Here is a 13355-nt window from a genome sequence, read left to right as displayed (position 1 = left end):
AATAACTCATTTTTTGTGTTTTATAAATTCAATTAATAAAAATTTAAATATAATTTAAATTCATTAATCTCAGCCATGTTCATCATGACAATTTTTCCATTATCCATATCATGCTTAAACTATGCATATCGTGCACTTTTCATTTTCTAATATTAACTAGAATAAATTAATCCGTTAGGATAACGAAAAAAGGAGCCAATAATGAAAACTCAGTTTTACAGCTACCAACCTCAACAAGGTCATGGGCTTCCCCATGATCCTATTCCCTCATTAATTGGTCCGCGCCCTATTGGTTGGATCTCCACATGTGATAAGCGAGGCAACACCAACCTTGCGCCTTATAGCTTCTTCAATATTTTTAACTACTCCCCCCCTATTTTGGTCTTTTCAAGTGTTGGAAAAAAAGATTCCGTCACCAATGCTATCGAAACAGGTGAGTTCGTTTATAACCTTGCGACTCTTGAACTTGGGCAGCAGGTCAATTCAAGCAGTGCGATGTTACCTCACGGAGAAAGTGAGTTTGACCTAACTGGACTTTCCACCTTACCGTCTACATTAATTACTCCTCCACGCATCGCCCAAACGCCTGTTTCCATGGAGTGTGTGGTCACTGAATATCAACAATTAAAGCGTGCAGACGGCAGCCTACTGGATACGTGGATGGTCATGGGAGAAGTGGTGATGGTGCATATCGATGAAGCCACCTTAGAGCAAGGCTTATATAACAGTGCCCGCCAAAAACCTCTGATGCGGGCGGGGGGACCTGCGGATTATTACTGGATTGAAGAGCAACAAAAACTCGAAATGTATCGCCCTAAATAACGTAAAAAGCCTTAGGCCAGTTTCTATCACGCTGGCCTAAGATGCGTTATTTGGGTACACAGGTATACACCCAAGCAGGTGGAAAGTTGCGATATACGCGTTCCTTTGTAAATGAAAAATAACGCGAAAATAACGCCTCACAGCCTTGAGTATACTGAAATAACACCAATTTACCCTGATGCTTTATCAGGCTCTGACGCACCTGTTTTAATATCCGCATACTGGTTTTTTTATTCAGGGAAAGAAAAGGAATTCCTGAAATAATCAAATCATAATCACCCAATAAATATTCTGCAGAGCAGGGATTAACCGCCACTCTCGGGTCATCAATCTGATTTAAAATATCAAGAAAATCACGATTAATTTCATAGAGATCTAAACGTGTTTGCGCCGTAATTTTATTCACAATATAGCGAGTCATCACGCCATTACCCGCGCCAATTTCCGCTATCTGGTTGCACTGCGCCCAATCGATATTATCGACCATGGTATTGCATAACCAACGAGATGATGGGAATACCGTTCCCATCGAAGCTGGTGATGCAATGAAATTCTTAACATAGAGCTGGTAATGATTTTTATGAGAAAAAAATGATTCCGCCATGCTTCCTCCTGAATCAGAAGTACCTTTTCTATTTCCTTAAGTTGATGCTCCACATTCACCGCAAAAATTGGCATTTGGGTCTACGGCTCTTTGGCATTGTCGGCATCTTATCTTTTGAAGATTTTGCCCCTGTGAAAAATAATTATCTTCGCTTCGACCATCATTGTATTGATAACCCCCGCCGTGTTTACCTCGAGAGTCATGTTGACTTCTAGAACCATGCTTAGAACTACTGCCATGTCCTGAATGACCTCGATATTGACTATCGCGTTTCGAGTCATAGCGATTTCTACCGAGATTAAATAACCAGCTGAAAATTGACATAATAAATATCCTCCACCGTTATTCTTGTCTCGAGTATAAACCTTAGACTTAACTCCAAAGACAACAGTAAAGCTTAATAATTACAATAAAAAACCATTTATTACGTAAACTGAATTTCGCTGTTTTTTCATGACACAAATGGTGAAGAGCAAAAGCTTTTCTTAGGATTTCAGCAATGAAGTTCCATAGGAATTATCAATCACACATAGCCACCTACCGTCGATCAGTTTAAAAACGTAGGTGGCATCTCGCACTGTGTTAAATGACGTACCGTCTTGCATTTGCGCACTCAAAATGGTTTCAGCCAAGACTAAGGCACAATCTTCACCAAAAATAACTTTCACCGCACCTTGAGACACTTGCAAGCTGTGATTAAAAAATTCAGCGATGGCTGAAAACGCTTTCTTTAGGTTCTCTTTTCCATGGACATGTAAACCGTCTTTCACCACTAATGAGCCATTCTCAGAATAAAAATTCATTAAATGGCTGAAATTTTCTTCTGTGATGGCACGATCTGCATTAGCAATTAGGGCTTCAAGTTCTTGCGTATGTTTTTGAGTATTGTCGAAAAGATTCATAGAGGGCTCCTTGTTGAATGCTAACCAGACAAGGACAAAAAACCCGCCTTATCTGGCGGGTTGAGGATGCAGCAAACTCCCACCAGTTAAGTGATGGTCATCATAATAATGAGGTGAGCTACATGCTGTGACATAATTTTTTCCTGAATATAATTAGAGATTACATTATCAGCAATAAAATTTTTTTCAATGAGTATATAAAAATGGCTTAAGAGACCTTAAGCCATTTAGTAACAAGTTAGAAACTAGTGTTTTGAACTCTTATGGTGATTTAATGTTTCTTCTTTTAAATCAAGCTCATCACGTAAGCGATGATACACACGCTCATTGATGTTTTTCCCTTTACGCATTTGGTATAGCGCTTCACGCTTCGCTTTCAGAGCCGAATCTGACATCGAACGTTCCATTTCGATCATTCTATGTAAATCAAACACATCTGATTCCGTTTCATCCGTATTATCCAAACGGCGACCATAGATTTCTAACAGTTGAGCACCCACTTCGGTACGCATCGCAATTTCATCCATATCGTCAGAAGGGTGATTCATTAATTCGCGAATATGCGCCATTGCGGCCTCATTTAATGCCAAACGTGCACGAATTTCATCGTTATCGTAAGGTAAATCTTGCACCAAACCTTTGGTTAAAATCGGCAATGCGATACTAGCAATTAACAACGAACACAGGATCACGCCCATCGAAAGGAAGATAGCCACATCACGGTTAGGGAATAATGACCCATCTGGCATTAAGAATGGCAATGTTAAAATACCTGCTAAGGTAATTGCCCCGCGAACCCCAGCTGTTGCCATCACTGCCATCATACGGATACGCACTTCATCTGCCTGCTTTCCACGACGACGATTGTGGAAAACGGTCAGGGTCATTGATATCCATACCCAAGCAAAACGCAGCGCACCTAATGCAAGGGTGATAACCGCAACATACACAAACAACATCCAAGGATGGCTAGCACCTGCGGCTTCGGCTACCTGCGGTAGGTTCGTCCACATACCCGGTAGCTGCTCACCCAGCAGAATAAAGATCATGCCGTTTAAGCCTGTCTGTACCGTGTCCCAAACGGCCTTACTTTGCATACGAGTCGCTGCTTGCATACGCCCTGCGATTTTTTCGTAGTGCATCGCTATACCCGCAACAACGGCGGCAAGGATCCCAGAAACATGCAGATGTTCAGCCAGCAAATACGCTGTAAATGGCATCAATAGGCTAATCATAATTTGGATAGCCGGCTCTTCACCCGTACGCTTGACCAAGAATTGGTTTAACCAGCCGATTGCCCATGCGACTAATAAACCAATCGCTATCCCGCCAAATGCCACCAGCACAAATTGGCCCGCAGCAGATGCCAGAGAAAACTCCCCCGTCAGCGCAGCCACAACCGCAAAGCTAAAGCACACTAAGCCCGTCGCATCATTGAGTAGAGATTCCCCTTCAAGAATGTGCGCCATACGCGATGGCAGTGGCGAATTCACTGTCATCGCAGATACCGACACAGGGTCAGTTGGGGAAAGGATAGCTGCCAGTGCAAAGGCAACCGCCAGTGAAATCGTTGGGATCAGCCAATGGATAAAGAAACCCATACCAATAACGGTGACGACCACCAAGCCAATCGCCAATGACATAATTGGCTTAATTTCTTGGAATAAGGCTTCTTTTGGAATTCGCCATCCATCAAGAAATAGCAATGGAGGAATAAATAAAAATAGAAAAAGATGCGGTTCGAATTCCACTGTAAATCCGTATAACGACAAGGCAGCCCCTAGCGCTATCTGGATAATGGGCAATGGAATGATGTCTTTAAGTAATCGAGAAACAAATACGCTCACGATGACTGCAAGTAAAAAAACGAGTACAAGTGTCACTACTGACATTGAGTGCTCCATAATGGTTTATCTTAGTTATCTGCCTTGCAGTAAATAGATAAATCAAACCAATGTAAAGCATCAATTTATTACCGAATAAAAAAATAAAACAAATCAAAAACTACGATAGCAATCATTGTGTTACAGGATATTACTTAATTTCCAATACATTACATTTCTATTCAATACACTAGTGTTTTATAAGGATTTAATCTGCTCTTCTGTTATAAATCCTTATCACTCATCAAAAACGGATAATTCCGAGTATTTCAATGTAACTTATCTATTTGATTTCTGGGCTATGTCTATCAATCAATTCTTGTAAAACTTGCTTGAGCATTTTGCTTTTACGAACACCAAGAGGAGCCAAAACCTGCCTTTCGTGTTCTTCCGCAGCAATCAATAACCCTTCGACTAGCTCGACACCACTCGACGTCACACTCACGAGAGTCACACGGCGGTCACTTCCCGTATGGTTATTGTGGCGGATCACATGCCCTTGCTGCTCTAATCGTTGTAATACCCGCGTGATTGTTGGTTGCTTACTGACAGTTTTTTGCGACAGCTCGGTGATCCCCATCGAACCATTATTAGCTAAGGTGGAAAGCACTCTCCACTCCAAAACCGATAGCCCATTAGCTTCCACAACTGCATGAAATTCAGATGAAACTAGCATCCATGCCTGCCCCAAAAGAGCAGGCAGGTAATTATCAACGAAGACTTTCGATTCAGGCATCAATTCCTCTTTTCTCGCTTCTGGTTTTATGACATTAGAAGCTAGCAGAGTAGCAGAAGGAAACCGAACTCTTAACATAATTTAACTAAAATCTTCCGCTAAGTAGCGAACCAAAACCATCCACTCGCGTATCTAGCCCCAATTTTTTTAGCATCATGTAGGTTGTTGCCACAGACGATGACAACACTGGTAAACCCACCCTATTTTCAATCAGTTGAATCGATGGTAATGATGGCATTTGCACACAAGCCGATGCCACAATCGCATCCACATTGGTGTTCAGCTTTTTGGTGATTTCCACTGGCGCTAATGGGTTTTGTCTGCCCACTTCGAGGTTGTCAGGGATCTCCAACGAAATGCTATCCACCACTTCAATACCTTCATGTTCAATATAGTCGATGACCATTTGCGTTAATGGCTTCATGTACGGCGTCAAAATCGACACTTTTTTTGCGCCAATGGCATGTAACCCTTCGACTAATGCGCCTGCACTGGTGACTACTGGTGCTGGATGCCCGTTATCGATAGTGCACTGATGAAGGCGTTTTTGCGAAACACGATGGTAGCCCTTCCCCATGCTCATAATAGCAACCAAGCAGGCATACCCTAATACATCAACATCGGCATCTGAAAGCTCAATGGCACAACGGTCACTGTCTGAATCCATCTTTGCTAATTCATCTTTGGTGACTTTCTGCATACGCATACGGCTAGAGTGGAACGTAAAACGCTCGGCAAACATCGCTTCACGGGCGCGCAATATGGCCGGAATTTCAGTTTCCATCGTGGTATTTGATGAAGGCACAATCTGACCAATACGAAATGTACGTGCTAAGCTCATAGTCCTTTCTCCACTGAAGAGTCATCCGATTCAGCAAACTGATTAAGTTCATCAACATCTTGTCCACTATGATGGAAACGAGCTGCCGTTAATGGGCGTCTATTGACCTGTAAGTCAAAGATATCAAAGCGATTATAGTGTCCTGTAATATCATGCATTTGGCGAGGTTGAATACAGCGATTCAAATCAATTTCAGCGTATACAATGCCTTCTTTATCAATCAATGGTTCCCCAATCACTCGACCATCGGGGCCGATAATGCCGGAAAACGCGCTATTTTGACGCGCGAGCAACTCACGGGATTCGGGATGCGACGCAGCCATAGCTTCAACTATCTCTTCAGAAACTGTTGAACACGAAATGATGGTAAACACTTTACCTTCAAAGCAGTGAGCTGAAGCACGTAAACGAATCGCATCCGCCATGTCATAATCTTTTGGTGCCACTGGCAATGCAATATAACTGGCAATATGAACCAATTCGCCTTGAGCCAATAACGAGAAGCGCGCCAACGTATTGGTATTTTCGCCACATGCCAGCGCCCCTAAAGGCCCAATACTGGTTTGGTGAACTTTCAGCGAGGAGGCATCCCCATTTGCCCACGTCAATTTTTCCGCCCACGTTGGGACTAATTTACGGTGACGCCCTAAAATTTTACCTTCATCAGAAATCGTTACTAAAGTGTTGTATAGCGTGGCAATCCCGTTCGGATTACGCTCATTCACACCCACCACCACGTTGATATGGTGACGAGCAGCGGCTTGGACGATTCGTTTAATTTCAGGCCCCGGAACTTCAATGGCAGATTTGCACAGTTTTTCAAACCAAGGGCTGCCATCAATTGGGTTCATCACCCAGCTCCAATACGGGTAGCCAGAGACAAACACTTCAGGAAATGCCACTAATTTGGCACCATTATCAGCCGCTTCTTCAATCAACCGACACACTTTATCAACTGTCGCATCAGTATCGAGGAATACAGGGGCGGCCTGTACTGCCGCCGCCTTAAATTGAGGTAGATTCAACATGTTGCTATCCCCCTTTGGTTATACCGCAACCACTGGATGGCGTAATTCACCGATTTTTTCGACATACGCTTCAATCACATCACCCGGCCATACCCACTCTTGTGGAGAACGACCCGCACCAACCCCTTCAGGAGTACCCGTTGCGATAATATCCCCCGGCTCTAAGGTAATGCCTTTGCTGATATCAGCAATTAACGCATTCACGTTAAACAGCATGTGGCGAGTATTGGAGTCTTGCTTGGTTACACCGTTAACTTTCAAACTCAGATTCAGTGAGTGAGGATCAGGAATTTCATCAGCCGTTACGATGCACGGGCCAAATGGTGCGTAAGTATCCTGACCTTTTGAGTAGATCCATTGACCCGCACGACGGCAATCACGCGCACTCATATCAATCATTAAGCTATAACCGAACACATAATTCAGAGCGTCTACTTCAGAGACCCCTTTAGCACGCGTCCCCATAATCACCGCCAATTCCACTTCCCAATCCAGCTGCTGAGTGATTTTACCGTTGTGCTCAATCGCATCACCTGGGCCAATCACCGTTGTTGGCGGTTTAGAAAAGATAACTGGCTCTTTTGGTAGCTCTTTAGAAGTGTCCAGCGTACGGCTTGATTCCGCAACGTGTTCAACATAGTTCAAGCCGATCCCAAAAATGTTTTTTCTTGGACGTGGAATTGGCGCTAGAATTTTTACGTTCTGTACTGGCCATGCCGTTCCCGCAGGAAATTGGCCTTTATGTGCATTTAATAATTCAGTACCTGCACGGATCCCTTGAGGGCCTAAATCAATAAAATCCAGCATATTATCAGGGAGATATTGGCCGTTCTCTTCCGCTAATCTCGCTAAATCCACGACTTGCTCGTTAACAATCGCCCCTAAACGTGCTGCTGCGGTAACATCTGAACGGTAAGTAATAAGACGCATAATTTTTCTCCTTGAGTCAGGTCTTAAGACCTAACTGAAATCTTCACGTAAATAATTAAAATCAATAATCGGAATAAATAGCTAAAAAAATAAATAGTTAGAATAAAAACTTAGCTAATCACTTTTTGGTGCCCGTCATTGTCCACAAGCGCCTCTTCATAATAGAGACCAAGGGAGTGCATCACTGGCAAGTCGTTAAAACAGAACAGGCACGCATCTTCGCTCTGGGATGTATTCACATGTTCGTGGAACATCCATGATGGCACACAGAAAATATCTCTCTCTTGCCAGTCAAAGCGCTGCCCATTAATAATCGAATACCCTTTTCCTTTCGCCACTTGGTAAATAAAACTACCCGTATGACGATGCGCTTTACCGACAAACCCAGGGCGTAATAACTGCATACTAGCCCCAATCGTTGGCATGACAGGGCCTCCTGTTAATGGATTGGTATAATTCATTAACACGTCATCGAACGGTGAGCCATCCGTTACTTTTACTGCTCGCTGTAAGGCTTCATAAGTCGGCCCCCATTGATATTTAAACAGAGGCGAATAAGGCTTATCCCATCCCACATGGTGCGGGCGTAATGCGGTTGCTCCCCACATTCCAACGGGATAATCAATTGGGCGAGTCTGTGCCTGATGCAAATCTGGATGCACTTTATAAAAGCCCGCTTCCATCGCATTAACTAAAGGAATATCTAATCCATCTTGCCAAATGCATGGCAGTCCATCAGCTTCCACGCCGTGCTCATGCCAAGTACCATTTGGTGTCAGCACAAAGTCATTGGCTTCTAAAATCATTTTTTGCCCTTCCACAATGGTGTAGGCGCCACGCCCTTCCATGATGAAACGCAATGCTGATGATGAATGTGCATGAGCCGAAGCGGCTTCCCCCGGATGCATCACTTGTAGACCGGAATACAACCAACCCACTGCCGCAGCAACATCTTGGCGACCGGGGTTATTCAAGTAGACCACACGACGTCCAGCCTTTTCTGGTGTGACTAAATCTACCGAACGCAGAACGTGTTCTCGTAAATCTTGGTAACGCCATAGCACAGGTACAGATTGAGATTTTGGCTGCCACGGCTCAATTTTGTTGGCAACCGTCCACAATGCACCTGTTTTGAGTTCATCTAACTGCTTGTAATACGCCAACAACTCTGGTGTATCTTCCACATCTGCGCGTCCTGCGACATTTTCTCTGTATTGGTCATGGGACTGAATTTCATGGGAGTGGGCTGTCATGGTGTTTCCTCCTCTCGCATTTGCGCCATTAACGGCTTTTCGATTGTTGGATTAATTGTTGGCGACCATACTCATAAGGCGCTGGCCACGTGACTGAATTCCACCCAAAGCGAGCACACTCATGGAGTAACCAAGCAGGGTCGGCAAGGAGTGGTCGAGAAAGCGCACAAAGATCTGCTCGCCCTGCCGCGATAATGCTATTCACTTGATCCGCATCAGTGATCGCTCCGACGGCAATTACCGGCACCGATCCTTCGTTGCGAATACGATCCGCCATTGGGGTTTGATACATACGCCCATAAACTGGCTGCTGAAGAGGAGAAACTTCACCCGATGAGCAGTCGATAATATCCGCGCCAGCTTGATAAAGCGCCTGACCAATTAATACCGCCTCATCGACTGTTGTGCCGCCTTCAACCCAATCTGTCGCAGAGATACGCACAGACAGTGGCTTATCGTCAGACCATACTTTTCTGACCGCGCTCACTACCGCTAGCGGGAAACGCAGACGATTTTCTAACGACCCACCAAACCCATCGGTACGCTGGTTAGTTAACGGAGAAATAAAGCTTGATAGCAGATAACCATGCCCAGCTTGCAACTCTAACCAATCAAAACCGGCTTGATCCGCGCGTTTTGCTGCCGCCACAAACTGATCGATAATCGTCGCCATTTGGGCTTCGGTTAGCTCAGTGGGTGTCTGTGAAATTGAAGGTAAATAAGGTAATGGTGATGCGGAAACTAATGGCCAATTACCTTGTTTCATTGGGTGGTTTTCTTGCTCCCAGCCGCGCTGTGTTGAACCACGACGCCCAGCATGTCCTAGTTGGATCCCAATTTTCGCATCCGTTTTTTGGTGTACAAATTGCGTTACATTTTTCCATGCCGCCACTTGCGCATCATTCCAAATTCCTGGGCAGCCTGTCGTGACTCGTGCTTCAGGAGAAATCGCCGTCATTTCCGTCATAATCAGGCTAGCCCCACCTAATGCGCGACTACCGATATGTACCAGATGGAAATCACTGACTAACCCATCCGTTGCGCAATACAGCAACGTTGGAGACGCTATCACACGGTTTTTCAGTTCCACATTACGCAAGCGAAATGGCGTCAACATTGGAGCGACTTTTTGATTAGCTACCTGCGTTGGTAAACCCGATTTTTCGGCAAACCAGTTTTCATAATGGGTTAACCAGTTACTATCACGCACACGTAAATTTTCATGAGAAATGCGCTGAGAACGGGTTAATAAAGAGTAAGCAAACTGCTCAGGATCGAGGTTTTCATACCGCTGCACGTTTTCAAACCACTCGGTTGAGTTACGCGCCGCATTCTGGATTTTCAGCACTTCGACACTGCGAACTTTTTGGTAGTGCTCAAGTCCTTTGCGCAAATCTCCTTGAGTCGCTTTCAAGCTTTCGCACAGCTCAATCGCATCTTCCAGAGCCAGTTTTGTTCCTGAACCAATAGAGAAGTGAGCGGTATGAGCTGCATCCCCCATCAGCACTATAGGAACTTCCTTGCTGCTTGTTGGCTGAGTCCAGTGCACCCAGTTATCACAGATCACGCGAGGGAAGCGGATCCAAATCGCGGCACCACGTAAGTGCGCTGCATTGGCAATCAGTTTTTCACCATCCAGCCACGGGGCGAACAGCTTCTCACAGTAGGCAATTCCATCTTCTTGGGACATTTGGTCAATACCCGCTTTCAACCAAGTTTCTTCGGTGGTTTCTACGATAAATGTGGATAAGCCTTCTTGGAATTGATAAGCGTGAACTTGGAACCAACCGTGTTCATTTTCCGCGAACAAGAAGGTAAATGCGTCGAAAATCTTTTTCGTTCCTAGCCAAACAAAACGGCAACGGCGTTGATCAATATCGGGTTTGAAGATTTTTTCATAGCGAGTACGGACTGCGCTGTTGATCCCGTCAGATGCAATCACCAGATCCGCATCATATTGACGTGCAATTTCTTGGTCATCCGCCACTTGGGTTTCAAATACCAACTCCACACCCACTTCAAGGCAGCGATCTTGCAAGATATTGAGAAGCTTTTTACGCCCAATGCCGATAAACCCATGCCCACCGCTGCGATTACAGCTGCCTTTAAAGTGAATGTCGATATCATCCCAATGGCTAAATTCAGCACTGATCGTTTCTGCTGAGACTGGATCTGCTCTGCGCAAATTACTTAATGTGGCATCAGAAAATACTACGCCCCAACCAAAGGTGTCATAAGGGCGGTTACGTTCAACCACCACCACACGGTTACTTGGGTTTTGTAGTTTCATCAGCAACCCGAAATAAAGCCCTGCGGGACCGCCGCCGATACAAACGATATTCATGGAGTTTCTCCTTTATTACGTTGTGCCATTACACCGGTTGCTGCTGGGTTAAGGCGCTATACAGTGCTTCAGGAATTGGAATAGCCTGATGCGTAATCAGTGATGTAGTGACATAAGTTTGCGTCACTTCCATGCGCAACTCGCCATCAAGGCTGATACAGCGTTGACGTAAAGTCAGTGATTTACCGCCTATGCGTTCGACATGCAGCTCAAGCTGAACATCATCTCCCATACGGCTAATCGCTTTAAAATCCGCCTCTAAATGCACCGTGGGCAAACCAAAGCGCTGATCGAGGATGTACCCCGCAAATCCTTCAGGGAGTAGTTCATCAAACCAACGCTCAATGAGGTTGTTAAACATCACGAAGTATTGCGGGTAAAACACGATCCCTGCGGGATCACACTCTGAAAAATTGATCCGATGGTTTCGAGAAAATGTCAGTAAACTCATGATGCTATCCTTATTCCATCGCCAAACGCTGACGGCATTTTTTCAACTCATTACCATGTTCATCCGCCAGCGCCGCTTCACGTAATTCACGTAAATTAATCGGTGCTAGCTGGCTACCATGACGTTCAACAATCTCCATCAAAACTTGGAAATTGCGCAATCCACGAGCATGGGTGTCGCTATACCCCTTCACCACTCTCTGACATTGCGCAATTTCGGTTGCCAAAGCAGGGTTACTTTTTGCGGCTTGCACGACGGTGGCTAGCCATTTTTCAATGCGATTATTTTCAAGCTGATAACGCAGCGTTGAGCGACGCCCTCTGCGCCATGCGGCTAGCACGTATAACTGTAAGAATCCCCACAAGGAACTGGTAGTGATTGTTCGTCCCCTTTGCGTCAATTTGCGAACGGCTTTGTGTACCCAATGTGGTTTCATCAACCAGTTGCCTAAACTTTTGGGAAGCGTTTCGCAAATCTCTTCGATTCTTGGATGCATAAATTCATTGATGTCGAGCAATTGGTTATCTTTCGCTTGGACTTCACTGCGTACTCGGGCAAAGCGGCTATCGCGAATTTTTAAGTCCGCAACGCGAATGGTGTCTTCATAAGACATCCACAGCGCTAAGTGGCGCACTAGCGCACGTTGTAAACGCGGGTCATCACCGCCTTTTTGCGCAAACAGCCCTTGTAATCGGTTGAGATACGTTTCGGCATACGCAGGGTCTTGATAATCAACCAGCCGACGAACACCTTCGGTCGCAAGGTAGTGAACATGGTCAGGAAACTGACTTTCAATCCGAGAAAGGAGAGCAGCTACATGCTTGTTTTTTGGCGTTTTTTCTACCAATTTTGCAGATTCTGCTTGATAAGCTTCTTCAGGCTGAGCCGCTTTTTCAGCACCCAATGCAAATGCCCGCAAGCTCGGTTTCACGCCAACGCCACCACGAACGATGGTTTCTTCAAATTGTTCACGGCTAAAGGGCAGTACCCCCGAACCAAACAGTGCACCGAACAATACGGCGCTGATCACGCTGCCACTCTCTTGCGCCGCTTGCGCCATATCAAAATGTACAAACTGACGGGCGGCTTGCCCCGCATGGCGGATCAACGCTTGGCTATCCACTCGCCCATCCCCCATAGCCGATTTTTCTGCGATGGAATAAACCCGATGGGTCGAACTAATCAGCGTGGTACGCTCCGCAGTCACAAAACCACGTTGTACAGCGCGGCCTGCTTCCATCAGCTCTGAAGCCAACACCACATCCACATCACCCGGCATGGGCATTAACGCTAAAACAGGTGAAGGAGTTTTCGGGTTATCAGCACCAGGGAATAATTCAACATAATAAATTGTTGCCCCAGTACGCTGCGCCACGCCTGGAACAGAAGTGGTTTGCGCAAAATAACCGTTATCTTCGCCAAGATTGACAATCCAATCGGCGAGAACGCCACCACCTTCACCGCCCATCGCGAGGATGGCGATTTTGATCGGCTGCAAAGCCATTAGCGGTTGAGAAGTCATTAACGGTTTAGAAGTCATTAAAGATTGAGCCATGTGCCC

General features: G+C 45.3%; 13 protein-coding genes. 1 reads left to right on the top strand and 12 read right to left on the bottom strand.

The window, feature by feature from the left end; all coding sequences use genetic code 11:
* Window positions 1-201: 201 nt before the first annotated feature.
* Entirely contained in the window at window positions 202-822 is a 621-nt protein-coding gene (locus tag QS795_RS02090; RefSeq protein ID WP_154602051.1) for a flavin reductase family protein, read from the top strand.
* Window positions 823-868: 46 nt separating this feature from the next.
* On the opposite strand, the gene QS795_RS02085 is transcribed toward QS795_RS02090, so the two are convergent.
* The 12 genes from QS795_RS02085 to QS795_RS02030 all read right to left on the bottom strand — a co-directional run bounded on the left by QS795_RS02085 (window position 869) and on the right by QS795_RS02030 (window position 13349).
* On the bottom strand, window positions 869-1426 hold the full coding sequence (locus QS795_RS02085; protein WP_154602050.1) for a class I SAM-dependent methyltransferase: 558 nt from the start codon (window positions 1424-1426) through the stop codon (window positions 869-871).
* Window positions 1427-1462: 36 nt separating this feature from the next.
* Window positions 1463-1750 (bottom strand): zinc ribbon domain-containing protein, encoded by a 288-nt coding sequence (locus QS795_RS02080; protein ID WP_154602049.1) that lies wholly within the window; start codon window positions 1748-1750, stop codon window positions 1463-1465.
* Between the two features lie 161 nt (window positions 1751-1911).
* On the bottom strand, window positions 1912-2328 hold the full coding sequence (locus tag QS795_RS02075; RefSeq protein WP_286271115.1) for a YybH family protein: 417 nt from the start codon (window positions 2326-2328) through the stop codon (window positions 1912-1914).
* Window positions 2329-2573: 245 nt separating this feature from the next.
* The gene (locus QS795_RS02070) at window positions 2574-4220 is read right to left on the bottom strand and encodes a Na+/H+ antiporter (RefSeq protein WP_154602045.1); all 1647 of its coding nucleotides are present in this window, start codon (window positions 4218-4220) and stop codon (window positions 2574-2576) included.
* 274 nt (window positions 4221-4494) lie between these two features.
* Window positions 4495-4947 (bottom strand): MarR family winged helix-turn-helix transcriptional regulator, encoded by a 453-nt coding sequence (locus QS795_RS02065; protein WP_036955244.1) that lies wholly within the window; start codon window positions 4945-4947, stop codon window positions 4495-4497.
* A gap of 85 nt (window positions 4948-5032) precedes the next feature.
* Window positions 5033-5788, bottom strand: a complete 756-nt coding sequence (locus QS795_RS02060; protein ID WP_154602044.1) for a maleate cis-trans isomerase family protein — start codon at window positions 5786-5788, stop codon at window positions 5033-5035.
* Entirely contained in the window at window positions 5785-6816 is a 1032-nt protein-coding gene (locus QS795_RS02055; RefSeq protein WP_318626790.1) for a carbon-nitrogen hydrolase family protein, read from the bottom strand. The genes QS795_RS02060 and QS795_RS02055 overlap by 4 nt, the downstream gene beginning before the upstream one ends.
* An 18-nt stretch (window positions 6817-6834) precedes the next feature.
* Window positions 6835-7746: a fumarylacetoacetate hydrolase family protein gene (locus QS795_RS02050; RefSeq protein WP_286271113.1), complete on the bottom strand. Its 912-nt coding sequence runs from the start codon at window positions 7744-7746 to the stop codon at window positions 6835-6837.
* Between the two features lie 110 nt (window positions 7747-7856).
* Complete coding sequence (locus QS795_RS02045; protein ID WP_286271112.1) at window positions 7857-8999, bottom strand: cupin domain-containing protein; 1143 nt, start codon at window positions 8997-8999, stop codon at window positions 7857-7859.
* Window positions 9000-9027: 28 nt separating this feature from the next.
* Entirely contained in the window at window positions 9028-11343 is a 2316-nt protein-coding gene (locus QS795_RS02040; RefSeq protein WP_286271110.1) for a bifunctional salicylyl-CoA 5-hydroxylase/oxidoreductase, read from the bottom strand.
* Between the two features lie 28 nt (window positions 11344-11371).
* Complete coding sequence (locus QS795_RS02035) at window positions 11372-11794, bottom strand: acyl-CoA thioesterase (RefSeq protein WP_154602039.1); 423 nt, start codon at window positions 11792-11794, stop codon at window positions 11372-11374.
* 10 nt (window positions 11795-11804) lie between these two features.
* Window positions 11805-13349 carry an indolepyruvate oxidoreductase subunit beta family protein gene (locus tag QS795_RS02030; protein ID WP_286271108.1) on the bottom strand — a complete coding sequence of 515 codons (1545 nt, stop codon included), beginning with the start codon at window positions 13347-13349 and terminating at the stop codon, window positions 11805-11807.
* Between the last annotated feature and the right edge of the window lie 6 nt (window positions 13350-13355).

The sequence above is a fragment of the Providencia zhijiangensis genome (genome assembly GCF_030315915.2).
GTDB lineage: Bacteria > Pseudomonadota > Gammaproteobacteria > Enterobacterales > Enterobacteriaceae > Providencia > Providencia zhijiangensis.
This window is presented reverse-complemented; position numbering and strand designations above follow the sequence as displayed.

Bases quoted from the DNA above. Each gene is read 5' to 3' on its own strand.
- QS795_RS02030 (WP_286271108.1), bottom strand. From the start codon at position 13,349: ATGGCTCAATCTTTAATGACTTCTAAACCGTTAATGACTTCTCAACCG.
- QS795_RS02090 (WP_154602051.1), top strand. From the start codon at position 202: ATGAAAACTCAGTTTTACAGCTACCAACCTCAACAAGGTCATGGGCTT.
- QS795_RS02040 (WP_286271110.1), bottom strand. From the start codon at position 11,343: ATGAATATCGTTTGTATCGGCGGCGGTCCCGCAGGGCTTTATTTCGGG.
- QS795_RS02080 (WP_154602049.1), bottom strand. From the start codon at position 1,750: ATGTCAATTTTCAGCTGGTTATTTAATCTCGGTAGAAATCGCTATGAC.
- QS795_RS02050 (WP_286271113.1), bottom strand. From the start codon at position 7,746: ATGCGTCTTATTACTTACCGTTCAGATGTTACCGCAGCAGCACGTTTA.
- QS795_RS02045 (WP_286271112.1), bottom strand. From the start codon at position 8,999: ATGACAGCCCACTCCCATGAAATTCAGTCCCATGACCAATACAGAGAA.
- QS795_RS02085 (WP_154602050.1), bottom strand. From the start codon at position 1,426: ATGGCGGAATCATTTTTTTCTCATAAAAATCATTACCAGCTCTATGTT.
- QS795_RS02060 (WP_154602044.1), bottom strand. From the start codon at position 5,788: ATGAGCTTAGCACGTACATTTCGTATTGGTCAGATTGTGCCTTCATCA.
- QS795_RS02075 (WP_286271115.1), bottom strand. From the start codon at position 2,328: ATGAATCTTTTCGACAATACTCAAAAACATACGCAAGAACTTGAAGCC.
- QS795_RS02055 (WP_318626790.1), bottom strand. From the start codon at position 6,816: ATGTTGAATCTACCTCAATTTAAGGCGGCGGCAGTACAGGCCGCCCCT.
- QS795_RS02070 (WP_154602045.1), bottom strand. From the start codon at position 4,220: ATGTCAGTAGTGACACTTGTACTCGTTTTTTTACTTGCAGTCATCGTG.
- QS795_RS02035 (WP_154602039.1), bottom strand. From the start codon at position 11,794: ATGAGTTTACTGACATTTTCTCGAAACCATCGGATCAATTTTTCAGAG.
- QS795_RS02065 (WP_036955244.1), bottom strand. From the start codon at position 4,947: ATGCCTGAATCGAAAGTCTTCGTTGATAATTACCTGCCTGCTCTTTTG.